Genomic DNA, 23,919 nt, shown 5'->3' with positions numbered 1-23,919 from the left:
TGGTCATCGTGCCACTCAGCGGATGGACAGGTGCACGTGGTTGGTGTGCTCGGCTGAGGGGTCGCCGCTGCCGAAGTAGGACCGCCAGCCGGTGCCGGGCATCCAGATCTGCCGGAACCAGATCACGTAGAGCACCCCGAGCCGGTCGGCGTTGGCGATGTACCACGCGGCGAGCCGGTTCCCGTAGTCCTTGTCGGCCCCGGACGCCTGGCCGCCGAAGCCGTTGGGGGCCGCCGCCCAGTCGCAGGCCCGGCCGCGCGGGTGCTCCCCGCCGTCCTCCATCGAGCGGTAGCACGAGACATAGTGGTCGAATCCCGCTTTTTTCGTTTCCTCGTACGCGTGCAGGGTCCGCGGGGTCAGGCAGCCGCTCGTCGTCGGGTCCTTCACCGAGCAGCTCTCCGACGGGAGGCTGCCGTCCGGGTTGCGCGGTGCCGGGGCGGCGTTGGCCGGCAGGTCGCCGAAGCCGAGGGTCGGGTCGCCGCCGCCGGCGGAGCGCAGCGCCTTGAGCGCCTCGTCCTGGCGTTTGCGCAGCTCCTTGAGCTGGGTCTCCTGTTCGATGATCGCGGCGTCGAGGTCCTTGCGCTGCCGGGCGAGGGTGGCCTGGGCGGCCTTGAGCGCGCTGACCTGCGCGCCGTCGCGCTCGGAGAGGTAGCGCACGGTCGCCGCCGACTCGAGGAAGCTGTCGGGCGACCCGCTGGACAGCAGCACCTCCAGCTGCGCCGTGGACCCGCCCCGGTACTGCGCCGCCGCCAGCCGGCCCACCGCGGCGGTGAGGTCTGCAACCTTGGCCTGCGAGGCGGTGACCTGCTCGGACAGCTCGGCCTCGCGCTTCTTCGCGTTGTCGATCGCCGTCCGGGCGTCCTGGTAGCCCTGGGAGGCGGCGGCGAGCGCGTCGCGGAGGGCCTTCGTGCCGCCCTCGGGCTCGGCCTGGGCGGGGGTGACGGCGAGCAGCGTCGTTGCGAGAACGGCGACGGCGGTCACGGCGGCGCGCCGCGCTGGTGCGGACAAGACAGCAGGAACCCTTCTCCCGTACCCGCCTACCAGGTCAGCTGACGGATTCGGGCGGGAAGAGCGCCCTACCGGCCGGTCCTCCACTGAGGAGTCGGACGGATTCACCCCACGTACCTTGGGTCCCCGGCTCACCCGGAGGGTGACTCGGCGGTGACTCCCGGTGCCACTGTGCGGTGGCGAGGGGCCGGTCGTCTGAACGCCGATGCTAGGACAGGGTGTCAACGCCGGCAACTGTCGTACCGGGCTGGCACGATCCCGTCACACACGATGGAGGTTCGATGGGCACCTGGGGCAGTGGCAACTTCGACAGCGACACGGCGGCCGACCACCTCGCCGAACTCACGGACCGGCTGCTCGACGAGGTGGTGGCGGCGATGGCCGGCGACCCCGTCGAGCTCGAACCGGACGAGTACTGGGGGGTGGCCGTGCCCTGCAACCTGGAGCTGCTGTGCCTGCTCGCCCGGCAGGGGCACGTCGGGGTGGCCCTGCCCGCGCCGGAGACCGTGGCGGAGTGGAAGACGACGTTCCTGGCCATCTGGGACGCGACGATCGACGGGTTGGAGCCGAAGCCCGACTACCGGGTCGCGCGGCGGGCCGTGCTGGTCGAGACGTTCGACAGGCTGGCCGCGGAGGCGGCGCTCGAGTAGTAGTTGCGTTCACTACTACGCACCGGGTAGCGTCGGGCCACGTGATGGAACGCCTGACGGCGCTCGGGTTCACCTCCCAGGAGGCCCGGGTCTACGTCGCCCTGCTGCAACAGCCCTTCGCCACCGGATACGAGCTGGCCAAGAGCGCCGGCCTGCAACGCGCGAACGTGTACCAGGTGCTCTCGGCCCTGGTGGACCGCAGCGTCGTCGCCCGGGTCTCCGAGGACACGCCGGCCCGGTTCGTGGCCCACCCGCCGGCCGAGGTGCTCGGCCGGATCAAACGGCAGACCGCCGAGCGCGCCGACAGCCTGATCGCCGACCTCGCGGCGGTCACCGCCCCGCAGGAGCAGGCCGCCTTCACGCTGCGGGACCGCGCGGCGGTCATCGACCACACCGTGACTCTGGTGCGCGAGGCCACCAGGCGGGTCGCGGTGTGCGTCTGGGCCAGCGACCTCGACTGGCTGGCCGGCCCGCTGCGCGCCGCGTCCGAGGCCGGCCGCCAGGTCGTCGTGAACGTCTTCGGCGACGCCGAGCTGGACTTCGGCGACGTGTACCGGCACGAGTCGCTGTCGCGCACCGTCGGCGGGCACCTGCTCACCGTCGCCGTCGACCACACCACCGCGCTGGTCGCCTCGTTCGACGACCCTGCCGGGGCGGTGTTCACCCGCAATCCGGCCCTGGTGCGGGTCGTGGAGAAGCTCATCCGCGACGAGACGTACATGGCCGCGATCTACGAGCGGTTCGCCCCCGAGCTGGAGGCGGCCTTCGGGCCGCACCTGGTGAACCTGCGCACCCGGCTGCTGCCGCCCGAGCAGGCCCAACAGCTCATCTCGATTGTCGGGTTCGGCGCGGACTCCGCCGCCGGACTACTCGCACCATCCCCGGAGGTCCACCCGTGAGTGCCATCGTCGTCGTCGACGCCCTGTGGGGCGATTCCGGCAAGGGCAAGACCTGCGCCCACCTCACCCTGAAGCACCGAGCGGAGCTCAATGTGCGCGCCGGGGTCGGCACCAACGCCGGCGCCAGCGTGACCCTGGAGGACGGCACCCTGGTCAAGGCCCGTCAGCTGCCGATCGGATGGGTCAACCCCGGCACCCGGGTCGCGGTGGGTCCCGGCGTGCTGGTCGATCCGCTGGTGCTCGCCGACGAGGTCGCCCGGTTCGGCCTCGAAGGCCGGGCGATGATCGACGGCCGGTGCGGCGTGATCACGCCCGAGCACGTCCGGGCCGAGCGGGCCGACCGGCACCTGGCCGACACGGTCGGGTCCACCTGCACCGGCAACGGGCACGCCCGGGCCGACTTCGTGCTCCGCCGGGCCGTGCAGGCCAAGGACGTCCCCGCCCTCGCCCCGTACGTCACCGACGTCGCGCGGGAGGTCAACGCCGTCGCCGCCGACGAGGGGCGGACCGTGGTCGTCGCCGGGTCGCAGGGCACGATGTTGTCGCTGGCGTTCAGCCCCGACTACCCGTACACGACGTCGGGGAACTGCACGGCCGCCGCGGCGATGGACGACGTCGGGCTGAACTGGCGACTCGTCACCGACGTCGTCATGGTCGTCAAGGCGATGCCCACCCGGGTGGGGGCCGGTCCGCTCCCGCTGGAGATGTCGGCGGCCGAGGCGGAGGCGCGAGGCATTGCGGAGTACGGCGTGCACACCGGGCGGACCCGGCGCAAGGCCGAGGGCCTCGACTTCGACCTGCTGCGGTACGCGGCCATGCTCAACGGGCCCACCCAGATCGCCCTGACGTTCTGCGACCACTACGACCCGCGGATGCGCGGCGCACGGGACACCGGGGCGGTCACTCCCCGGGTGCGGGACCTGATCGGCCTGGTGGAGGAGGCGACCGGCGCGCCGGTGACCATGGTGGACACCGGGCCCCGGCTGGGCGACATGATCGACCTGGTGCCGGTGCCGACCGGCTGACCGGGGCCACCCGGGCCGGGTCGGTCGGGGATCGCACATCCCTCACCGCCCCGGGCCGGGGACGGGGCGACCGCTGGAACCCGGGGCAGGTGTCGCCGTAACCGTCGACGGGTTCGTGATCTTAGAGCTCGACCTCGCCGGACACGCAGGTCACGGTCCCGCCGGCCGCCCAGACCGCGCCGTCGGCGTCCTCGCTGAGGTGCACCCGGCCGGCCCGGTCCAGGACGGTGCCCTGGCTCGCGACATACGGCGCGGCGAGCCGGCCGGTGCGCAGCAGCCACTGTGCCAGGGAGGCGTTCAGGCTGCCGGTGACCGGGTCCTCCACGGCGAGCCCGTCCTGCGGGGAGAACGCGCGCACCTCCACGGCGCACGGCGACCCCGGCGGGTAGAGCCCCACCACCCCGAGGTCCAGGTCGACCGTCGTCGGGCGCACGGCGAGCACCGCGTCGGCGTCGGCGAGCAGCACCGCCACCCAGCCCGGGCCGTTGTCCACCCACTCGGCGTCGACGACCGCCGAGCGGTCGAGGCCGAGCAGGCCGGCGACGTGCGCCACCAGCGACTCCTCGACCGGCCCGGAGCGCAGCAGCGGCGGCGCGGCGAACGCGAGCCCGTCGGCCGTCCTGCGCACCCGGACCAGGCCGGCCCCGCACTCCTGCACGACCACGTCGGACGCCGCGACGCCGCCGGCCTCGAGCCAGGCGTGACAGGTACCCAGCGTGGGGTGTCCGGCGAACGGCAACTCCGTCGTCGGGGTGAAGATCCGCACCCGGTAGTCGGCCGCCGGGGTACTCGGCGGGAGCACGAACGTCGTCTCGGCCAGGTTCGTCCACCGCGCGAACCGGCGCATCTGGTCTGTGGTCAGCCCGGTGGCGTCGAGGACAACGGCGACCGGGTTGCCCCGGTAGGGGGTGGTCGTGAACACGTCGACCTGCCGGAAGGGGCGCAGCATCCGGCCAGTCTAGGGCCGCCCCGGGCGGTGTCGCCGAAACGGGGTCCGGCCGGGTGGGCGGCTGGTAGGAAGGAGAGGACGGGGTTCGGACAGGGGGCGTCACGTGCACAGGCATCGGATGGCGGCGGTACTGCTCGCCGCGGGAATCGGGCTCGCCGGCTGCGGCGGCAGCGACAACGGCGCGACCCCGTCGGTTCCCACGACCACGCCCCCGGCCGCGACCTCGGCGGCCGGGCCGACCTCCGGCGCGCCGTCGGCGTCGGGTACCACGGTCACGGCGGACCTCTCGGAGTTCACCATCACGCTGTCGCAGCGGACGTTCACGCCGGGCACGTACACGTTCGTGGTGCGCGAACAGGGTCAGGTCACGCACGCGCTGGCCATCAAGGGGCCGGGCGTCAGCGAGCAGACCACGTCGATCCGGCCCGGCGGGGCCGAGCAGCGGATGACGGTGACCCTGCGGGCGGGGACGTACGAGATCTGGTGTCCGGTTGGCAACCACAAGGCCCAGGGAATGGATCTGACCATCACGGTCGCCTGAGCGCCGCCTCGGTCAGAGCAGGCCGGCGCGGGCGGCGGCGAACTCCGCACGGACCTGTTCGAGGATCCGGCCCATCCGGTCGCGGGCGTCGAGGAACGCCGAGTCGCTCCCCCGGTACACGATCCGGGCGTCCCCCGTCGCCAACAGCACGTCCAACAACTCCGGGTGCTGGCGCAGCCGGGCCCTGTGCAGTTCGGCCAGCACCGCCTCGCGCGCGGCCGGCCAGCCCGGGCGGAGCTGGCCGGCGGACAGCAGTTGCCGGGCCCGCCAGTCCCCGTCGGCCTCCCGGATCGCGTCGCGGACCGCGGGATCGGCGGCGGCCAGAGCCCAGTACGCCCGGCCCAGGGTCGGGTAGGTGTGCCCGCCGACCTCGACCGCCGCCGGGTACTCCGCGCGCAGCACGTGCACGCTCGGCGGTGCGGGCCACTGGCCGTAGATGGTGTCCAGGACGACGGTCGGGTCGGAGGTCTCGGCCGGCCCGTCGGAGTGCCGTCGGGCGTCCAGCTCCCCGGTCATGCGGCCCCGGTCGGCGAAGTACTCCAGGGCACCGGCGTGGTCCTCGGCCGTGACCGGGTCCCCGCCGTCGGCCAGGGTGCCGCCGAGCGGGGTGGCCAGCGCCCGGTACGGCCAGTCCTTGACGTCCATGTCGCCCAGGAACATCCGCTCGTGTTCCGGCACCGCCAGGTACGCGGCGAGCAGGGCCGCACGGTTCTCCTCGGTCGGCTCCCGGACGAACGCGTCGACGGCGGCGTCGCACCGGTCCTCCGCCGTCGGCCGGCCGGCGAGGCGGTCCATCTCGTTGCGGACCTCGGCGAACAGGCCGTCCGGGGTGAGCCAGGCGTCCGAGTTGGCGAAGTCCCAGGTCGCCAACTCGAACGTCGAGACCGGCGCGCCGTCGACCGGGGTGACGGTGATCCAGCCCGAGTCGAGCTTCGCGCGGAACTCGTCGAGGGTGAGCATGCCCCAGCACTCGACGACCCCGTCGGCGTACATGATGAGGTCGGTGAGGAAGAACGTCTCGCCGTTCCGCACGAACACCGGCCGCCAGGTGCCCTCGATCCGTTCCTCGTCCACCATCCGGAACGCGCGCCGCTTCGTCATCGGGCCAGTATCACCACCGCCTGCCACTCAGTCCGTCGCCGCCCCCGCCATCACCGGGCCGGCGGCTGGCTCCGGTTCGGCCACCGCCTCCGGCAGCGCCCGCAGCCTGCTCACCGGCGACACCAGCAACGCGACCACGATCGCCGCGGAAGCGACCGCCGCGACGGTCAGCGCGCCCCGGTGCCCGATCGCGTCGGACAGCAGCCCTGCCGTGAGCCCGCCGAGCGCCCCGCCGCCGAACAGCAGCGTGCGGAACACCGCGGTCATCCGCCCCATCATGGACTGTGGCGTACTCGTCTGGCGCAGGCTGACGATGATCACCCCGGCGACGCCGAGCCCCAGGTACGTGGTGAAGAAGGAGGTCACGAACAGGGCCACCATCACCGGCCGGGGGCCGGCGGCGAGCGGGATCAGCGCCGGCCCGAGGACCAGGGCCGACTGGGCGACGAGGTAGACCCGGCCGAGCGGGAACCGGCGGATCACCCGCCGGGACACCGTGGCCCCGATCAGGCCGCCGACGGAGGCGGTCGCGAAGACGCCGCCGAGGGCGGTGGCGGGCAGGTGCAGGTCGTGCGTGCCGTATAGCAGGAACATGGTCCATACCGTGACCAGGGAGAAGTTGCAGCAGAACCCGACGAGGGCCAGGGCCCGCAGCACCGGGGAGCGAAAGACCCAGGCCAGGCCGTCGCGCAGTTCGACGCCAAGCCGGCGCGGCATCGCCGGTCGGGCGGGGCGCGGCTCCGGGGTGCGGATCAGCAGCAGCGAGACCACGGACACCAGGTAGGAGCACGCGTCGACGACCAGGGCCACCGGCGCGGTCAGGGCGCTGACCAGGACGCCGGCCAGCCCGGGTCCGGCGACGTCCGCGGCGGAGGAGCTGATGCCCATCTTCGCGCTGGCCTCGACGTAGTGCCGGGGGTCGCGGACCAGGGTGGGCACATAGGACATCCAGCTCACGTCGAACAGCACGGAGGCGACGCCGATCGCGCAGGCGATCAGCAGCAGCGGCGTCATCCGCAGCACGTGCAGCGCCGACAGCGCCGGGATCAGGGCGAGCAGGACCATCCGGACCAGGTTGGCGGCGAGCATGACCCGCCGCCGCCGGGCCCGGTCGACCCAGACCCCGAAGACCAGGGCGAGTCCGAGGTACGGCGCGAGCTGCAGGAACCGCAGCAGCCCCACCTGGGCGTCGGTGGCCCCGAAGGCGTAGATCGCGGTCAGGGGAAGGGCGAGGTTGGTGACCTGGGTGCCGAGCAGCGACAACGTCTCCCCGAGCCAGAAGCGCAGGAAGTCGCCGTTGCGCCACAGGCCGTTCGTCCGGGGCTCCACGGGGGCGGTCATCGGGCCAGCTCCGCGACCATCGCCGCGACCCGGTCGATCTCCTCGGTCGTGTTGTAGTAGTGCGGGGACAGCCGCAGGCACCAGTCCACGTCCTTGTCGCCGAAGTCGTACTGGGCGAACTCCCGGAAGCTCAGCGCGGAGTTGACGGCCCGGGCGTCGAGCGCCGCCTTGAACGGCGCGGGCTCCCAGCCCCGGATCGCGAACGTGACCAGCGCGCCGAGCCGCGGCCCCCGGTCGAGGACCCGTACCCCGTCGATCACCTCCAGTCCGTGGCGCAGCCGGGCGGCGAGGGCCGGGGTGCGCTGGGCGATGGCGTCGATCCCGACCTTGCGGGTGTAGGAGACGGCGGCGGCGCAGCCGAGCACCGTGGTGTACGGGAACTCCCACTCCTCGAACCGGGCCGCGGTGTCGGAGCGCCGGTACTCACCCGGTGCCGTCCACCGTGCGCCGTGCATGTCGATGAACAGCGGTTCGTAGCCAGCGGTCAGCACCCGGTCGGAGACGTAGAGGAATCCGGAGCCGCGCGGGCCGCGGAGGAACTTGCGGCAGGTGGAGGTGAGCAGGTCGCAGCCGATCTCTGTCACGTCCACCGGGTACTGGCCCACGGACTGGCACGCGTCCACCAGGTACAGCAGGTCCAGCTCCCGGCAGTGCCGGCCGATCTCGGCGACCGGTTGGACGAGGCCGGAGTTGGTGGGGATGTGGGTGGCTGCCACGAGGCGGGGACGGTGTTCGCGCATCAGGGCCGCCATGGCCGGGACGTCGACGCCGCCCTCTGGGGCGTCGGGGGCGTGCACGACCCGTACCCCGAAACGCTTGCGCAGGGACAGGAACGCGATCTGGTTGGAGACGAAGTCGTTGCGGGTGGTGAGGATGACGTCGCCGGCCGCGAACGGGATGGCCGACAGGGCCGTGGCGTACGCGTGGGTGGCGCTGCCGGAGAAGGCGATGTTGCGGGGTTCGGCGCCGATCAGGGCCGCGATCTCGGTGTAGAACGCGCTCACCCCGTCGGCGCGGGCCGCGGACGCCTCGTAGCCGCCGATCCGGGCCTCGAGGTGCAGGTGGTCGAGCATCGTGGTCAGCACCGGGGTGGCCAGCAGCCCGCAGCCGGCGTTGTTGAGGTGCACCACGTGCTCGCACCCGGGGGTGTCGGCCCGCAGGGCCACGATGTCGAGTAGCGATTTCCGTTCGGCTGTAGAAGCGCTATCCTTAGCTCTCATGTTGGACAGTAGCACTTCTGCGGATCTGGTGACCATCCTGCGCGCGCTGCTCGCCGGCCTGTCCCCCGGCGACCGCCTGCCCAGCAGCCGGGAGCTGATCGCGCGGCACCACGTCAGCCCGGTGACCGTGGCCCGGGCGATCGCGCAGCTGGCCGCCGAGGGCGCGGTGGTGACCCGCCCCGGCAGCGGCACCTACGTGGCCACGCCCAGGACCCGGTCCGGCGAGGGCCCCGCCGACACCGCCTGGCAGACGATCGCCCTGACCGACCGCGCCGTGGACACCCGGTCGATCACCGACGAGTTCGGCCCGCCGCCGGCCGGCACGATCATGCTCGACGGCGGCTACCTGCACCGGTCCCTGCAGCCGACCCGGGCGCTGAGCGCGGCCCTGGCCCGCGCGGCGCGCCGCCCCGACGCGTGGGGCCGGGCCCCGACGAACGGCCTGGCCGCGCTGCGGGCGGTGTTCGCCGGCATGGCGGGCGGCGGCGTCACCCCGGAGGACGTCATGGTCACCGCCGGCGGGCAGAGCTCGCTGTCGATGGTGTTCCGGGCCGTCGCGGGCCCCGGCAGCCCGGTCCTCGTGGAGTCGCCCACCTACCCGGGTGCGCTCGCCGCGGCCCGGGCCGCCGGGCTGCGTCCGGTGCCGGTGCCGATGGACGACGACGGGGTGCGCCCGGACCTGCTGGCCGACGCGTTCGCGATGACCGGCGCGCGGCTGTTCTACTGCCAGCCGACGTTCCACAATCCGACCGGCACGGTGCTCGCGCCGCCCCGCCGCCGGCAGGTGCTCGACGTGGCCCGGGCGGCCGGCGCGTTCGTGATCGAGGACGACTTCGCCCGGCACCTCGGGCACGGAGGGCCGGTGGCCCGGCCGCTGGTCGCCGACGACCGCGACGGCACGGTCGTGCACGTCGCCTCGCTGACCAAGCCGGCCGCGCCGTCCCTGCGGATCGGGGCCCTCGTCGCCCGGGGCCCGGTGCTGGAGCGGCTCCGGGCGCTGCGCTGGGTGGACGACTTCTTCGTCAGCCGCCCGTTGCAGGAGGCCGCGTTGGAGCTGGTCAGCTCGCCGGCGTGGGACCGGCACGTCCGGGGCCTGGCCGCGGTCCTCCGCGACCGGCACGCCGAGCTGGCGTCCGCGCTGGCCCGGGAGCTCCCCGGCTGGATCCAGGCGCGCCCCGCCAGGGGCGGCTTGCACCTGTGGGTGCGGCTGCCGGCCGGCACGGACGACACGACGGTCGCCCGCGCCGCCCGGCAGGCGGGGGTCGCGGTCAGCGCCGGCAGCCGGTACTTCGCCGCGGAGCCGCCCGAGGCGTGCCTACGGCTCGGCTTCGCGGCCGCCGCCGACCGCGCCGAGCTGGTCGAGGCCGCGCGCCGCCTGGCCACGATCTAGAAGACCGTCAGACGGTTACGGAGGTTCCCGACCCGGGTCCCGGCGGTCGCCGCACGTCACCCCCGCAGGTACTGGGTGATCGCCTGGGTGGCCACCGCGCCCTGCCCGACCGCCGACCCGACCCGCTTCACGGAGCCCGCCCGCACGTCCCCGGCCGCGAACACCCCCGGCATCGACGTCTCCATCAGCATCGGCTCCCGGTCCGCCGCCCACGGCACGGGCAGCCGCTCGGGGCGGGACCGCACGTCCGGTCCGGTCAGGACGAAGCCGAACTCGTCGAGCCCGACCGCGTCGGCCACCCAGCCGCTGCACGGAGTGGTCCCGATCAGGATGTACAGCGAGCCGGCCGGCACGGTCGCGGTGTCCCCGGTCTCCCTGTCGCGCAGCACCAGCGCGGCCAGCCGGCCCTCCCCGATCGTCTCGGCCAGTTCGACGCCCTCGCGCAGGATCACGGCCGGGTGGTCGAGGAGCCGTTCGATCAGGTAGTTCGAGGTGGCCGAGTCGTGGATCGACTTCTCCCGGACCAGGACGGTGACGGAACGGGCGTGCTCGGCGAAGTACAGGGCGGCCTGGCCGGCGGAGTTGCCGGACCCGAGGATGTAGACGTCCTCCCCCGTCGTCTGGGCCGCCTCGGTGAGGGAGGCTCCGTAGTAGACGCCGGCATTGAGCAGGTCGGCCACGCCCGGGACCTCCAGGCGGCGGTAGGACATGCCGGTCGCGACCAGGATCGCCCGCGCGGTCAGGGTGACGCCGTCGGTGAGCAGGACATGGTTCACGCCGTCGGTGCCGGTACGAAGGCCGGCGGCGACGCTCGTGCACAGCCACTCGACCCCGAACCGGCGGGCCTGGGCGAGGGCCCGCTGGGCCAGGTCCGCCCCGGTGAGGCCGGACGGGAAGCCCAGGTAGTTCTCGATCGTGGACGTGCTGCCGGCCTGCCCGCCGGGGGCGTCGTCCTCGATGATCAGGACGGTGAAGCCCTCGCAGGCCCCGTACACGGCCGCGGCCAGGCCGGCCGGGCCGCCCCCGACGATGATCAGGTCGTACGCGTCGCGGGTCGCCTCCTGGGTCAGCCCCAGACCGCGGGCCAGCTCCGCGAGGCTCGGGTCGCGGAACACCCGGCCGTCGCCCAGCGCGACCGTGGTCGGGGACGACTCGTCGGCGGTGTCGACCCACTCGAAGGGGACCACGTTGCGGGCGAGGAAGTCCTTCACCTCGTACGCGCGGGCGGCGAAGCGGTGGCCGGTGACCCGGACCCCGAGGTGCGCGGCCATGTTCTGGGCGTCCCAGTCGAAGAGCAGGTCGTCGAGTGCCGGGTGCAGCCGCTCCTCGACCGGCAGGTACGGGGCGACCAGGTACCGGTCGAGGCCCGTCCGGTTGATGGCGTCGAGGGCGGCGTCCGCGTCGGCGGTCGTGCACAACAGGATCCGCTTCGCGCCCGGGTGGTCGTCGCGGAGGCTTTCCAGCAGGGCAGTGCCGAGCCCGTCGGTGAGCCGCTGCTGGGTGACCACGAGCGCGACCGGCGAGCCGACCTGGGGCAGCTCGCGGGCAAGGGACAGGGCCTCGGTGCGGCCGGACGCGCCGACCACCCGGAACCGGTCGCGGTAGCGGGCCCGGAGCCCGGCGACGAGTTCCTCCCGGGCGAGGACGTCACCGTCGACGAGCAGGATGGCGGGGCGGGGAGCGGTGCTCACGTCTGTTCACTCCGTTAAGATCAGTCCAATGTCGCATTTAGTATATTTGGGGCGAAAGATTCCCTGTGCCGACGTGCCCGACACCCTGCGGTTCGCGGCGCTGCGCCTGGGGCCGGCGCTCGCCCGGGGCCGGTGGCTGCCCCAGCGGTGGGCGGCCCGGCTGACCGGGCGGCACGGGGCCGTCCGCCGGTCGACGGCACTGCTCGACCGGTTCCGCGACCGCTACGGCGACGCCGTCCGGGTCCGGGGTCCGCGGGGCCCGGTGCTGGTGCTCCTCACCCCGGCCGCCGTCCGGCGGGTACTGGGCGACCCCGTCCCGGGCGCGGGCGGCGCAGGCGCGGTCGGTGCGGACGTGGGCGCGGGCGGATCGGGGTGTGCCGGTGACGCGGTTCGCCGGGGCGGGGCGGCAGGGGGACGTCCGGACGGTGGGCTCGCGCTGAGCTGGGGCGCCGCCTCCCGTGCCGGGGACCGCCGGTTCCCCGGCGACGTGGCCGACCGGCATCCGCGCACCGACGCGGTCCGTCGGGTGATCTGCGAGGAGGCGGGCCGCCTGGTCGCCGCCCGGGCCGTCCTCACCTGGGCCGTGTTCCAGAACGCCGTCGACCGGATGGCCCGCCGGATCGTCCTCGGCGACCCGGCGGCCGGGGACACCGAGGTCACGGGCCTGTACCTGGAGCTGGGCGCGGAAGGGCACGGATCCCGGCCACCGGGCGTGGACGCCGCATGGCCCGGGGCGCGGCGGCGGGCCGAGCGGGCCCTGGCCGTCCGGGAGCGGCTCGCCGACCGGCTCGGGTCCTACCTGGACGCCGCAGTCCCGGGCGGCGTGGCCGAGGCGGCGATCGACCCGCCCCGGTGCGCGGTGACCGGCGGCGGCACGGACACCGGGCGGGAAAAGGTGGTCGGGCAGGTCGCGCACTGGTTCCTGGCGTTCGACATCCTGGCCGGCGTGGCCCTGACCACGCTGGTCGTCCTCGCCGGGGAACGCGACCTCGCCGACCGGGCCCGCAAGGACCCGGACGTCGCGCGGGCGTGCGTCCTGGAGACCCTGCGGCTGTGGCCGCCGGCCCGGGACCTGTTCCGGGACAGTTGCCGGGAGGTGGACTGGGGCGGGGAGGTGCTGCCGGCCGGTACCCGTCTGCTGGTGCCGGCGGTGTTCGGCCACGGCGACCGGCGGACGGTGGCCGAGCCCGACGCGTTCCTGCCCGATCTGCGCGATCCGTCGCCGGAGGCGGGGTTCTTCCCGTTCGACCTGGGCGAGCCGGTCTGCGCGGGGCGGGACCTCGGGGTGCTGATGACGACGGAGCTGGTCGGTCAACTCCTCGACCGGGCCGGGTTCCGGCTGCTGTCGGCCGGCCTGCCCGTGCGGGGGCCGCTGCCGCGCGTCCTGGATCCCGGGGCGTTCCGGTTGGCCGTCAGCGAGCGGTGACCGGGGCATGTCGGCCGCGCACACCGGACCGGGGCCGGGTGTGGGCGCGAAAGACCTTTCCCGCACCCCCGCCCCGTCGAGCACCATGGTCCGATGAGGACACATTTCGCGGTATCCGTCGCCCTCGCCGCCGGACTGGCCGGCGCACTCGTGCCCGGCGCTCCGGGACTGGCCGCTCCGCCGGTCGTCCGCGCCTGCCCAGGCTCCGGCGCGGGGACCATGTCGAGCGGGTCGTCCGTCAGCGCGTCGAGTGTCGCGGCGCTGCACGGCGACGTGTCGTCGGTGATGCCGCCGGTGGTGGACACGCCGCCGGCGCCGATGACCGCGCGCGACTACCTGAAACCGATCAGCGCCCTGGGCGAGCTCGGCCCGCTCGGCCCGTGGGGCCCGCTCAGCGCGAACGGCCCGCTCCCCGGGGCCGCCGCCCGCCTCGCCCCGCCGCTCGGCGCCGTCGATCCGCTCGGGCCCGACGGGCCGCTCGGGGCGCAGGGTCCGCTCGGGGTCACCGCCTACTGCCAGACCCTGCCGTCGACCGGCGGCGACTACGGCCGCCAACTCCAGCTCGGCGGTCTGTGGACGGTCCTCGGCCCGATGGGGCCGCTCGGCGCGATGGGTCCCCTCGGGCCGCTCGGCCCGACCGGTCCGCTGGCCGGGAGCCGCAACGCGCACGGCGAGTACGTCGACGCCGGCGGGCGGGTCCGGCGGACCGTGGCCGTGCCGTGGCCGGGCGGACCCGACCACGTGTACGGGCTGGTCGAGGACTACCCGGCCGGCTACGCGCTGACGCTCCCCGGCAACGACACCTCCTTCACCGTCCGGCACACGCTGCCGGTGGGCGGCTCGGAGGCGTACCCGTTCGCGTCGGACACCGACCAGTTCGTGACGGTGCTGGTCGTACCGGAGAAGGGGTTCGCGTCTTTGACCTGGATGACCGACTGCGTGTTCGGCACGTTGACCCCGGCCCGGGTGCACCAGCTGGACACCTACGAGGACGTGTCCTACGTCTGCTGGTTCCTGCCCCAGGTGCTGCCGGCGGCCGGCGCGCTCACCGACCGGTTCGACCTGGCGCTCACCGACGGGAACGGCGCGCCGCTGGCGTCGGCGACCAGCCAGACGACGCCCAACTGGGCGCAGGTGCGGGTGCCGGCCGGCCAGTCGTTGCGGGCCAGGGTGACGGCCCGCTCGTCGCTGTCGGGGCCGGGCGACTACCGGCTCGTCGTGGTGGGCTCCGGGCCGTCGTTCAACGCGACGGACATCGCCGGGGCCCACCAGGTGCGTCAACAGCCGACGACGAAGTAGCCCGGGGAGGTCTCGCGCAGGGTGCTGGTCACGTAGGCGTTCCACAGGCCCATCGCCTGGTTGGAGCCGTTGGCGAAGGCGTAGCCGCCGGAGACGTGCGCGCGGCCGGCCTGGGTGTGGGCGTAGTTGCTGGCCGTCACGCAGACCGGGGTCGGCGTCGGCCCCGGCGCCGGGGTGGCCAGACCCCAGAAGACCATCATCTGGTACGCCGCGCAGACGTCGACGTCCAGAATGTACGGATCGCCGGCCCGGCCGCACTGGCCCGGGCCGGTGCCCGGGTCGATCGGCTGGGCGTGCCTCATCCCGGTGACGGAGAACGTCTCCACCACCGCGGCGCCGGCCGCGTCGCGGAACACCTGGTGCGGATAGCCGTTCACGGTGTCCGTGACGTCTGCCGTGCGGTCCGCGCCGTGCACGTCGGTCCACTGGTCGGCGAGTTCGCGTAGGTTGACCGGGTTGACCGTGGGGTCGGCGGTGCCGTGCCAGATCGACACCACCGGCCACGGGCCGTTGTACCCGGACGCGGCCCGGACCTTGTCGCCCCACTGGGCCGGCGTCAGGTCGACGCCCTGGGACATGCAGTTGACGGTGGCCTCCAGGACCGTGGTCGCGCACCGGTACGGCAGGCCGGCCGCGATCCCGCCCCCGGCGAACACGTCCGGGTACGCGGCGAGCATCACCGCGGTCATCGCCCCGCCCGCCGACAGGCCGGTCACGTACGTCCGGGCGGGGTCCGTGCCGGCGTCGGCCGCGAGCCGGGCGACCATCTGCCGGATCGACAGCGCCTCCCCCGCGCCGCGTCCCGTGTCCCCGGGCAGGAACCAGTTGAAGCAGCCCTGGATGTTGTTGGCCGTCGACGTCTGGGGCACGAGGACCGCCAGGGCGTACCGGTCGGCCAGTTCGGTCCAGCCACTGTCGGTCGCGTACCCGGCGGCGTTCTGCCCGCAGCCGTGCAGTGCGACCACGAGCGGCCGGCCGGCCGGCAGGCCCGGCGGCACGTACGTGAACATCCGCAGGTCGCCCGGGTTGGAACCGAAGCCGGTGACCTCGGTCAGGGCGGCGGCGTGCGCCGGGCCGGCGAGGGTGAGCGCCAGGGTGAGGAGCGCGAGGGTGGTGAGGACGCGGAGCAGGCGCATGAGGGGCCTCCACGAGGAGAAAGTGACCTGGGTCACTCCACAATGCTACGAGCGCCGTGCCGGCCCCGACATGGCCGCCGGCACAGGTTTCCGCAGGCCCGCAGTGGTGCGCGCGCACACCGACGCCGGTCAGCCGCGCAGCACCCGGGCGTGCAGCTCGCGCAGTTCCAGGGCCGGCTCCACGCCCAGATCCCGCCGGATCCGGCTGCGGGCCTCCGCGTACGCGCGCAGGGCCTCCGCCCGCCGGCCCGCCCCGCACAGCGCCGTCATCAGGTGACCGACGAGCGGCTCCGCCGTCGGGTACGCGCTGACCAGCTCCGACAACGGGCCCACCACCGCCTCGAACCGGCCGCGCCGCAACTCCTCCTCGTGGAACCTGGCCAGCGCGGTGAGCCGTTCGCGCTCCAGCCCGGCCCGCACCGCCGCCGCCCAGTCCCCGGCGACCCCGGTCAGCGGGTCGCCGCGCCACAGGTCCAGCGCCGGGCCGAGCCCCGCCGGGTCGGTGGCCAGGGCCCGGAACCGGTGCGCGTCCACGTCGTGGGGCGCCAGGTCGAGCACGTAGCCGCCGCAGCGCCGGGTCAGGCCCACCGAGGCCGGGCGGAGCAGGCGGCGGAGCCGGGCGACATAGGCGTACACCGTCTGGCGGGCGCCCGGCGGCGGGGACTCGCCCCACACCCGGTCGATCACGGCGTCGAGGTGCACCACCCGCCCCGGCGCGTGCGCCAGGACCGCGAGCACGCACCGCTGCCGGGGCGGACCCGCCCCGATCCACCGGCCCGCGACCAGCACCCCGACCTCTCCCAACAGCCCGACCTGCGGCCGGACGCCATCCGTCCCCGTCGACATTCGCATGCCCCGATCCTGCTCGGTGGCACTATCGGAAACCCATCAGCGAGGATTCGACAAGGTTTTCGTCATATCGACCCGCGACGCTCTACGATTCTCCCCGTTCACCATGCGGACGGGGGCACGATGGAGTTTCGGATCCTGGGACAGGTAGAGGTCTGGCGGTCGGGCGCGCAGGTCCCGGTGCCGGGCACCCGGCAGCGCCGGCTGCTGGCGGCGCTGCTCCTGGACCTCAACCGGACCGTGTCGGTGTCCCGGTTGATCGACATGCTGTGGGACGCCGAGCCGCCGGTCACGGCCCGCGAACAGGTGCACAACACCGTGGCCGCGCTGCGCCGGGCGCTGTGGCTGACCCCCGCCAGTTCGGAGCTGCTCCGGGAGAGCGCCGGCTACCGGCTGCGCGCCGACCCGGACCAGCTCGACGCCCGGGTGTTCCAGCGGCTGGCCGCCGAGGCCCGGGAGCTGCCGACCGAGCAGGCGATCCGGGTGTACCGCGAGGCGCTGGACCTGTGGCGCGGCCCGGCGCTGGCCGACCTGTCCGGTCCGGCGCTGCTCGCCGCCGCCGCCGGCCTGGACGAGCAGCGACTGGGCTGTGTGGAGGAGTACGCGGCCCTGTGCCTGGCGACGGGCACCGACCTGGACATCGCGGCCTACCTCGCCCCGTTCGCGGCCGCGCACCCGCTCCGCGAGAAGCTGGCCGGGCACCGGATGCACGCGCTGTACGTGTCCGGTCGCCAGGCCGAGGCCCTGGAGTGCTACCGCGACCTGCACCGGCTGCTCGCCGAGGAGCACGGCCTGGACCCCGGCCCCGAGCTGCGGGAGCTGCACGCCGCGATCCTGCGCTCCGACCCCGATCTCGACCCGCGACCGGCCGCCGGGCCCGCCGCCCCCGCCGGGCTGCCGACCGACGTCGGCGACTTCACCGGCCGGCACGCCGAACTGGCCGACCTCGACCGGCTCGCCGGGTCCGGCCCGGACGGCACGGCGGTGCTGATCACCCTGGTCACCGGGACGGCCGGCGTCGGCAAGACGGCGCTCGCCATCCACTGGGGACACCAGCGGTCTGACCTGTTCCCCGACGGGCAGCTGTACGTCGACCTGCGCGGCTACGACCCCGGCCCGCCGGTGTCCGCGCTGGTGGCCCTGTCCCGGCTGCTGCGGGCGCTGGGCGTCGAGCCGGAGCGGATCCCGGAGGACCTGGACGCCGCCGCCGAGCGGTACCGGTCCCTGCTCGCCGGCCGCCGGATGCTGGTCGTCCTCGACAACGCCGCCACGGCCGAGCACGTCCGGCCGCTGCTGCCGGGCTCCTCCCCCGGCTGCCAGGTCCTCGTCACCAGCCGCGACCGGCTCACCGGCCTCGTCGCCCGCGAGGGCGCCCGCGCCCTGCCCCTGGCCCCGCTCGCGCCCGCCGAGGCCGGCGACCTGATCAGCCGGATCATCGGCCGGCACCGCGCCGACGCCGAACCCGAGGCGCTCGCGGCGCTGGCCACCGCGTGCGACCGGCTGCCGCTCGCCCTGCGGATCACGGCGGCGAACCTGTCCGTGCTGCCCGACCGCCTGATCGCCGAGCACGTGGCCGAGCTGACGGCCGCCGACACGATCGACCGGCTGGCGGTGCCCGACGACGAGCGCTCCGCCGTCCGGCCGGCGTTCGACCAGTCCTACGCGCGGCTCACCGACGACGAGCGGGTGATGTTCCGCCGGCTCGGTCTGGTCCCCGGCCCCGACTTCACCGCCGAGGTCGCCGCCGTGCTCGCCGACGCCGACGCCGGCCCCGGCGCCGGCGCCGCCGTGCTCGACCGGCTCACCGGCGCGCACCTCGTCGAGTCGCGCGGGGGCGGCCGGCTCGTCCTGCACGACCTGATCCGCCGGTACGCCCGGGAACGCAGCCTCGCCGAGGACGGCCCCGCCGGGCGGGACGCGTCGGTAGAGCGGCTGTTCGAGCACTACCTGCGGCACGCGGCGGCCGGCGGGCAGGCCCTGTTGCCGCTACTGCCGGCGTTCCCGGGCCGCGACGGGCAGGACCCGCCGTTCGCCGACCCGGAGTCGGCGCTGCGGTGGCTGGACGCCGAGCGGCCCAACCTGATCTCCGCCGCCGGGTACGCCGCCGAGCACGGACCCGGCCGGTTCGCCTGGCAACTGGCCTACTACCTGCGCGGATACTTCGTCCGGGGCGCGCACGCCGCCGACGGGCTGGCGGTGTCCGCCGCCGGGCTGGCCGCCGCAGAGGCCGCCGACGACCCGCACGGCCGGGCGGCGATGCGGTTCGGCCTCGGGCTGGCCCGACTCCGGGCCAGCCGGTACGAGGAGGCGATCGAGCACCTCGGGCAGGCGGCGGAGCTGGCCCGGCTGGCCGGCTGGGACCACGAGGAGGCCTCCGCCGAGGGACACCTCGGCATCGCGCACTCCGAGGCCGGCAACCTGCGCGAGGCCGCCGTGCACCACCGGCGCGCGATCGCCCTCAACGAACGGACCGGGCGCCCCATCCACCTGGCCACCAACCTCGTCGGCCTGTCCGGGGTGCACTTCGAGCTGTGCGAGCTGGCCGCCGCCGAGGAGCACATGTCCCGGGCGCTGGCGATCCACCGGTCGAGCGGCTCGCCGGGGCCGCTGGCGCTGACCCTGTCCAACCTCGCCATGCTCAACCACCAGCTGGGCCGGCTGGACGAGGCGGTCGCCAACATCACCGAGGCCCTCGAACTGGTCCGGCACCACGACGACGTGCTGGAGGCCGGGATGTACAACACCCTGGCGGAGGTCCACCACGACGCCGGCCGGCCCGAGATGGCCCTGGAGCACGCCGAACGCGCGTTGGCCACGATCCTGCTGTTCGAGCACCCCTATGTGGAGGCGCTGGTCCGCCGGACGTTGGGCATGGTCCTCGGCGGCCTCGGCCGGCACGCCGACGCCGGGAGGCTGCACTCCGAGGCGCTCGCCGGGGCCCGCGCCGCCGGTCTGCCGGACGCGGAGATCCTGGCCCTGGTCGGCCTGTCCGCCACGGCCCGGGCGACGGGCCGGGCCGACGAGGCCGTCGGACACGCGGCGCTGGCGGTCGAGGTGGCCAGGACCCGGCACTTCCGGCTCCTGGAGGGGGTGGCGCTGGGCGAGCTGGCCGAGGCCCGGCTCGCTGCCGGGGACCCGGCGGCGGCGGAGGCGGCGGGTGCGGCGTTCGACGTCCTCGGCCCCGGCGGGCACCGGATCGGCGCGGCGCGGGCACTGATCACCCTGGGTGCGGCGGCGGGCGGGGACGCCGCCCGGGAGCACTGGCGGGCGGCGGCGGCGCTCCTCGACGGGCTCGACGTGCCGGAGGTCGGGCGAATCCGGGCCCTGGTCAGATAACGGCAAGGTTTTCGTCCCGCGGGCGCTGACACCCTCTCGGTACCACCCCACGTACCGAGGAGATTCGATGATTCGTCAGCGTCTCGTCCAACTGGCCGCCGCGGCCCTGCTCGCCGGCGGCCTGCTGGCCGCCAGCCCGGCGAGCCCGGCCATGGCGTCCACGCCGACCTGCGACTGGGTCGCGCTGTACAACAACGCCTGGGTTCCGATGTACAAGGCCGGCAACACGGTCACCTGCAACATGGTCCAGGGCACGCACAGCGCCGCGGTGCAGAAGCTCCAGTACACGATGAACTACTGCTACGGGGAGAACCTGGCCCTGGATTCGGACTTCGGGCCGGCCACCAAGGCCGCCCTGATCCGGGTGCAGCGGATCGCCGGCACCCCGGCCGACGGCCAGTACGGCCCGAACACCCGCAGGGCGATGTACTGGGTGGACACGAACGGCTACTGCGTCCAGGTCGGCTAGTCACGATCCAGGGCGGGCCGGCACCTCGGTGTCGGCCCGCCCTTCGTCGTGTCCGCTCAGGTGCCCCGGTGGTGTTCCGGGATGTGCCGGGTCTTCTCCAGGCAGGCGGACGCGTGCTCGTGGGTCAGCTGGGCCACCCGGACGTAGAGCGTGTCGAGGATCAGGAGCTGGGCGTGCCGGGCCGCCGGGCCGCCGTGCCGGTAGGTGGTGCCGTGCACGGCCGTGGTGAGGATGTGGTCGGCGTACCCGGCGAGGGGTGAATGGGGGTTGTCCGTGATCGCGATCGTGGTCGCCCCGGCGCTGCCGGCCAGGCAGAGGGCCGCGATGGTCTGACCGGTGGTGCCCGAGTGCGACAGGGCGATGGCCGCGTCGACCGGGGTGAGCAGCGCCGCGCTGGTCTGGGCCTGCTGGGCCTCGGTGCGGGCCCAGATGGGGCGGCCGATGCGGTGCATGCGGCTCTCCATCTCCTGGGCGGCGTAGGCGCTGCCGCCGAGGGCGTACACGTCGATGCGGCCCGCGACGGCCAGCGCGCGGGCGGCGGCGTCCAGGGCGCTGAGGTCGAGCTGGTCGGCGGTGTCCTGCAGGGACAGCACGTCGGCGCGGGCGACGACCGCCGCGATGTGCGCGAGGCTGTCGTCGGGGCTGACGTCGAAGCCGATGTCGTCGGGCCAGCTGTCGGTACCGGTGTGCTTGGCCTCGCGCGCGAGGCGCACCCGCAGGTCCTGGAAGCCGGCCAGGCCCAGGGCCCGGCAGAACCGGGCGACGGTCTCCGGGGTCGTGTGGCTGCGCAGGGCCAGGGCGTTCATCGACATCGTCGCCGTGGCCAGTGGGTCGTTGAGGACCGCCTTGCCGACCGAGCGCAGCGCGTCCGGCAGGCGCGACAGCTCGGCGTCGATCATGACCAGCACGCTGGGGGAGGTTGTGTACACCACACGTCCTTGCGTTGTCGTTCGTGGCGGATGGGGACCGTGGGCCGGGCGGTCGCCGGTGACCTGCCCGGCCCTGTCGGGTCTCACCATCCGAGGGGGGTGACCTCCGCGGCGGAGGTCCAGGGGCCGCGGCCGCCGGCTTCGGTCAGGGCCCGGAGCCGGACGTAGCGGGCCGTCGTGGGCCAACAGCGGACGGTCTTGGCCGTCGCGTCGTCGGCGAACGTCCCGGTCACCGCGGCCGTACCCCAGGTGGTGCCATCGGTGCTGAGGTAGACCTCGTACTGGCCGATGCGGCCGTTGACCCCGCCGTCCTGTCTGGGCAGGTAGGTCAGCCCGGTGACGGTGCGGTTCGAGCCCAGGTCGAGCTGGAGCTCGTGGGGCAGCGGGGCGTTGCCGCCATACCACTTCGTGTGCCACATCGTCGCCGGGTTGCCGTCGACCGCGTTGGTCGCGGCGCCGGACTCCCCCACGGTCTCCTGGCTGTCGAAGGACCGGACTGTGCAGGGCAGCTTTCCCGACGCCATCACCGGGTCGCTGATGCTCGCCGCCCCGTTCTCCATGTGCCCGGCGAACCGGCGGAGGAACCCGTCGGTGGTGTCGGCGGTGGCGGTCAGGTCGTACCAGCCGTTGGTGGGGCCGGTGCTGAAGTAGTCCTCCACGGTCGCCCCGGCGGCCAGGGTGTACGGCCACGGGCCGCCGGAGCGGTTGTTGCCGCGCACCGTGACGACGCACGCCTTCGTGCCGGTGTTGACCATCTTCAGGTACACCCGGTTCTCGGTCGGCGCGTACCGCAGCGTCACCTCCGGGTTCGCGTTCCCGCTGGCGGTGGCCGTGACCCGGTTGCCGGCGAACCGGCGCACGAACCCGTTGGGCCCGACCGCGGTGAGGTCGTACGAACCGGTCGGGCTGCCGACGACCCACGTGTCCGACAGGGTCTTGCCGGCCTCCACCGTGTACCGCCACGGGCCGTCGGTGCGGAACGCGTTGGCGTAGACGTAGAAGTGCGCCCCGGCCGTCCCCGCGCTCGTGAAGTCGAGCGTGAACCCGTCGGCGGCGACCCGGCCGGACACCGTCAGCGTGTACGGCAGCGCGCGGGCGGTGCGCGGCCCGCTCTCCTGCGCGGGCAGCGCCTGGTTGGCCGGCGGCTGCGGGTTGGTCGACATCGGCCCGCCCGTCGGCACCGGGGTGGGCAGCGTCGGATAGGTCACGTTGGCGGTGGTCAGGTCGAACGCCGAGGTCAGGTCGCCACAGACGGCCCGGCGCCACGGCGAGATGTTCGGCTCCGCGATGCCGGTCCACTTCTCCAGGAACTGCAGCACCGACGTGTGGTCGAAGGTCTGCGAGCAGACGTTGCCGCCCCGGCTCCACGGCGACACCACGATCATCGGTACCCGGGCGCCGAGGCCGATCGGCTGGCTGCCGACCACCTCGTCGGTGATCGGCACGGTGGACAGCCCGTCGTTCGCGCTCAGCGGCGGGACCGGCGGCGGCACGTGGTCGAAGAAGCCGTCGTTCTCGTCGTAGGTGATCAGGACGACGGTCTTGTTCCACACCGCCGGGTTCGACGCCAGCCTGTCGAGGAGCTGCTTCGTCAGGTCCGCGCCGTTGTTCGGGCCCCAGTCCGGGTGCTCGGTCTTCTTCTCCGGTGCCACGATCCAGGACACGGCCGGCAGCCGGTTGTTGGCGACGTCGTCGCCGAACGCCGCCACGAGCTGGTCGGGCCGGACCCGCGCCAGGCCACGGTCGTAGAGGTCGCGCTCGGCGGACGTCAGGGTCGCCAGGCCGGCCGCGAGCTGGTCGAGCAACGTCGTCTGCCCGGCGGGGGTGGCCTTCTCCAGGGCGTAGTGGAAGTACTCCACGTTGGCGTACGGCTTGCCGGTGCCGTCGTTCGTCTTCGACACCGCCTTGCGGCCGATGTTGAGGAACGTCGCCATGTAGTCCAGCGAGTTGTCGCCGTAGTTGTCCCACTCCTGGTACACCCGCCAGGTCTTCCCCGCCGCCTGGAGCCGCTCCGCGTAGGCGGTCCACGAGTAGCCGGGGTGGGTCGGGTTCTGCCAGGCGGCGTTGCCGATGGCCCGCGAGCCGTCGGGCTCGTAGCCCAGCATGCCCGTCCACAGGAACAGCCGGTTCGGGTTCGTCGGGCCGTTCTCCGAGCAGTGGTACGCGTCGCAGATCGTGAACGCGTCGGCCAGGGCGTAGTAGAACGGCAGCGCCGACCGCAGGTGGGTCGTCATCGTGCGCTTGCCCTTCTTGGCGACCCACTGGTCGTAGCGGCCCCCGTTCCACGCATCGTGGCCGGAGGTCCAGTCGTGCGCGGTGCCCGACATGAACTGGTCGTTCACCGGGTACGGCAGCACGTAGCCGTTGCCGTCGGTCTGCTGGAACACGGGCCGGCCGGTGGGCAGCGTGATCGCGGCCGGGTCGTTGAAGCCGCGCACGCCGCGCAGCGAGCCGTAGTAGTGGTCGAAGGAGCGGTTCTCCTGCATGAGGATCACCACGTGCTCGATGACCTCCAGGCCCCCGGTCGGCGCGGCCATGGCCATGGCCCGGCGCAGGCTCTCGGGCAGCACCGTGAAGGCGCCCGCGGCGCCGGCGGTCAGCGCCGCCGACCGCAGAAAGTTACGCCTATCCATGTCAGTGCGTCCTGCGCAGACCCGAGT

19 protein-coding genes and 1 riboswitch are annotated in these 23,919 nt (G+C 74.1%); of the genes, 9 read left to right on the top strand and 10 right to left on the bottom strand.

All coding sequences use genetic code 11. The annotated features are described in order from the left end of the window. Positions 1-15 precede the first annotated feature (15 nt). Entirely contained in the window at positions 16-1,008 is a 993-nt protein-coding gene (locus IW245_RS05030) for a coiled-coil domain-containing protein (RefSeq protein WP_231398666.1), read from the bottom strand. 11 nt (positions 1,009-1,019) lie between these two features. Beyond that, positions 1,020-1,171, bottom strand: a riboswitch (cyclic di-AMP (ydaO/yuaA leader). A 118-nt stretch (positions 1,172-1,289) separates the two neighbouring features. Here IW245_RS05030 and IW245_RS05025 point away from each other — a divergent pair. Genes IW245_RS05025 through IW245_RS05015 form a run of 3 tightly spaced genes read left to right on the top strand, consistent with a single transcriptional unit; the run spans position 1,290 to position 3,582 of the window. Further along, on the top strand, positions 1,290-1,658 hold the full coding sequence (locus IW245_RS05025; protein WP_197002025.1) for a DUF4259 domain-containing protein: 369 nt from the start codon (positions 1,290-1,292) through the stop codon (positions 1,656-1,658). Between the two features lie 44 nt (positions 1,659-1,702). Continuing rightward, a complete protein-coding gene (locus IW245_RS05020) occupies positions 1,703-2,557 on the top strand; it encodes a TrmB family transcriptional regulator (RefSeq protein ID WP_231399298.1) in 855 nt (284 codons plus the stop codon). Continuing rightward, the gene (locus IW245_RS05015) at positions 2,554-3,582 is read left to right on the top strand and encodes an adenylosuccinate synthetase (protein WP_197002023.1); all 1,029 of its coding nucleotides are present in this window, start codon (positions 2,554-2,556) and stop codon (positions 3,580-3,582) included. Before IW245_RS05020 ends, IW245_RS05015 begins: the two co-directional genes overlap by 4 nt. 121 nt (positions 3,583-3,703) lie before the next feature. On the opposite strand, the gene IW245_RS05010 is transcribed toward IW245_RS05015, so the two are convergent. Continuing rightward, positions 3,704-4,531, bottom strand: coding sequence for a PhzF family phenazine biosynthesis protein (locus tag IW245_RS05010; protein ID WP_197002022.1), 828 nt, complete (start codon positions 4,529-4,531; stop codon positions 3,704-3,706). Positions 4,532-4,634: 103 nt separating this feature from the next. On the opposite strand from IW245_RS05010, the gene IW245_RS05005 reads away from it, so the two are divergent. Next, the gene (locus IW245_RS05005) at positions 4,635-5,072 is read left to right on the top strand and encodes a hypothetical protein (protein WP_197002021.1); all 438 of its coding nucleotides are present in this window, start codon (positions 4,635-4,637) and stop codon (positions 5,070-5,072) included. Between the two features lie 12 nt (positions 5,073-5,084). Here the strand turns inward: IW245_RS05005 and IW245_RS05000 are convergent, their stop codons facing one another. From IW245_RS05000 to IW245_RS04990, 3 genes are read right to left on the bottom strand one after another with little or no spacing between them, the layout of a single operon-like run. Then, complete coding sequence (locus IW245_RS05000; RefSeq protein ID WP_197002020.1) at positions 5,085-6,173, bottom strand: NADAR family protein; 1,089 nt, start codon at positions 6,171-6,173, stop codon at positions 5,085-5,087. Between the two features lie 27 nt (positions 6,174-6,200). Continuing rightward, positions 6,201-7,514: an MFS transporter gene (locus IW245_RS04995; RefSeq protein WP_197002019.1), complete on the bottom strand. Its 1,314-nt coding sequence runs from the start codon at positions 7,512-7,514 to the stop codon at positions 6,201-6,203. Further along, positions 7,511-8,734, bottom strand: a complete 1,224-nt coding sequence (locus IW245_RS04990; protein ID WP_197002018.1) for an aminotransferase class V-fold PLP-dependent enzyme — start codon at positions 8,732-8,734, stop codon at positions 7,511-7,513. Before IW245_RS04990 ends, IW245_RS04995 begins: the two co-directional genes overlap by 4 nt. Here IW245_RS04990 and IW245_RS04985 point away from each other — a divergent pair. Then, positions 8,733-10,124 (top strand): aminotransferase-like domain-containing protein, encoded by a 1,392-nt coding sequence (locus IW245_RS04985; RefSeq protein ID WP_197002017.1) that lies wholly within the window; start codon positions 8,733-8,735, stop codon positions 10,122-10,124. The genes IW245_RS04990 and IW245_RS04985 overlap by 2 nt on opposite strands. A 56-nt stretch (positions 10,125-10,180) precedes the next feature. On the opposite strand, the gene IW245_RS04980 is transcribed toward IW245_RS04985, so the two are convergent. After that, positions 10,181-11,815, bottom strand: coding sequence for an NAD(P)/FAD-dependent oxidoreductase (locus tag IW245_RS04980; protein WP_233472665.1), 1,635 nt, complete (start codon positions 11,813-11,815; stop codon positions 10,181-10,183). A 73-nt stretch (positions 11,816-11,888) separates the two neighbouring features. On the opposite strand from IW245_RS04980, the gene IW245_RS42045 reads away from it, so the two are divergent. Both IW245_RS42045 and IW245_RS04970 read left to right on the top strand, forming a co-directional pair. Beyond that, positions 11,889-13,241, top strand: coding sequence for a cytochrome P450 (locus IW245_RS42045; protein ID WP_197002016.1), 1,353 nt, complete (start codon positions 11,889-11,891; stop codon positions 13,239-13,241). A 93-nt stretch (positions 13,242-13,334) separates the two neighbouring features. Continuing rightward, positions 13,335-14,540, top strand: a complete 1,206-nt coding sequence (locus IW245_RS04970; protein WP_197002015.1) for a collagen-like domain-containing protein — start codon at positions 13,335-13,337, stop codon at positions 14,538-14,540. Here IW245_RS04970 and IW245_RS04965 read toward each other — a convergent pair. Further along, complete coding sequence (locus IW245_RS04965; RefSeq protein WP_233472667.1) at positions 14,519-15,712, bottom strand: extracellular catalytic domain type 1 short-chain-length polyhydroxyalkanoate depolymerase; 1,194 nt, start codon at positions 15,710-15,712, stop codon at positions 14,519-14,521. The genes IW245_RS04970 and IW245_RS04965 overlap by 22 nt on opposite strands. Positions 15,713-15,805: 93 nt before the next feature. Beyond that, the gene (locus IW245_RS04960; RefSeq protein WP_197002014.1) at positions 15,806-16,528 is read right to left on the bottom strand and encodes an AfsR/SARP family transcriptional regulator; all 723 of its coding nucleotides are present in this window, start codon (positions 16,526-16,528) and stop codon (positions 15,806-15,808) included. Between the two features lie 120 nt (positions 16,529-16,648). Here IW245_RS04960 and IW245_RS04955 point away from each other — a divergent pair, with 120 nt between their 5' ends. Together IW245_RS04955 and IW245_RS04950 are read left to right on the top strand one after the other, a co-directional pair. Next, entirely contained in the window at positions 16,649-19,861 is a 3,213-nt protein-coding gene (locus tag IW245_RS04955; protein ID WP_197002013.1) for an AfsR/SARP family transcriptional regulator, read from the top strand. Positions 19,862-19,928: 67 nt separating this feature from the next. Then, a complete protein-coding gene (locus tag IW245_RS04950) occupies positions 19,929-20,330 on the top strand; it encodes a peptidoglycan-binding domain-containing protein (RefSeq protein WP_197002012.1) in 402 nt (133 codons plus the stop codon). A gap of 56 nt (positions 20,331-20,386) precedes the next feature. On the opposite strand, the gene IW245_RS04945 is transcribed toward IW245_RS04950, so the two are convergent. Further along, entirely contained in the window at positions 20,387-21,259 is an 873-nt protein-coding gene (locus IW245_RS04945; RefSeq protein WP_197002011.1) for a MurR/RpiR family transcriptional regulator, read from the bottom strand. A gap of 83 nt (positions 21,260-21,342) precedes the next feature. Then, positions 21,343-23,892, bottom strand: a complete 2,550-nt coding sequence (locus IW245_RS04940; RefSeq protein WP_197002010.1) for a phosphocholine-specific phospholipase C — start codon at positions 23,890-23,892, stop codon at positions 21,343-21,345. Positions 23,893-23,919: the final 27 nt, after the last annotated feature.

The organism is Longispora fulva (assembly GCF_015751905.1).
Classification (GTDB): domain Bacteria; phylum Actinomycetota; class Actinomycetes; order Mycobacteriales; family Micromonosporaceae; genus Longispora; species Longispora fulva.
This window is presented reverse-complemented; position numbering and strand designations above follow the sequence as displayed.

Coding starts and splice junctions, on each gene's coding strand:
- IW245_RS05025 (WP_197002025.1), top strand. CDS start 1,290: ATGGGCACCTGGGGCAGTGGCAACTTCGACAGCGACACGGCGGCCGAC.
- IW245_RS05020 (WP_231399298.1), top strand. CDS start 1,703: ATGGAACGCCTGACGGCGCTCGGGTTCACCTCCCAGGAGGCCCGGGTC.
- IW245_RS05010 (WP_197002022.1), bottom strand. CDS start 4,531: ATGCTGCGCCCCTTCCGGCAGGTCGACGTGTTCACGACCACCCCCTAC.
- IW245_RS05000 (WP_197002020.1), bottom strand. CDS start 6,173: ATGACGAAGCGGCGCGCGTTCCGGATGGTGGACGAGGAACGGATCGAG.
- IW245_RS04995 (WP_197002019.1), bottom strand. CDS start 7,514: ATGACCGCCCCCGTGGAGCCCCGGACGAACGGCCTGTGGCGCAACGGC.
- IW245_RS04985 (WP_197002017.1), top strand. CDS start 8,733: ATGTTGGACAGTAGCACTTCTGCGGATCTGGTGACCATCCTGCGCGCG.
- IW245_RS04990 (WP_197002018.1), bottom strand. CDS start 8,734: ATGAGAGCTAAGGATAGCGCTTCTACAGCCGAACGGAAATCGCTACTC.
- IW245_RS04970 (WP_197002015.1), top strand. CDS start 13,335: ATGAGGACACATTTCGCGGTATCCGTCGCCCTCGCCGCCGGACTGGCC.
- IW245_RS04960 (WP_197002014.1), bottom strand. CDS start 16,528: ATGCGAATGTCGACGGGGACGGATGGCGTCCGGCCGCAGGTCGGGCTG.
- IW245_RS04955 (WP_197002013.1), top strand. CDS start 16,649: ATGGAGTTTCGGATCCTGGGACAGGTAGAGGTCTGGCGGTCGGGCGCG.
- IW245_RS04950 (WP_197002012.1), top strand. CDS start 19,929: ATGATTCGTCAGCGTCTCGTCCAACTGGCCGCCGCGGCCCTGCTCGCC.
- IW245_RS04940 (WP_197002010.1), bottom strand. CDS start 23,892: ATGGATAGGCGTAACTTTCTGCGGTCGGCGGCGCTGACCGCCGGCGCC.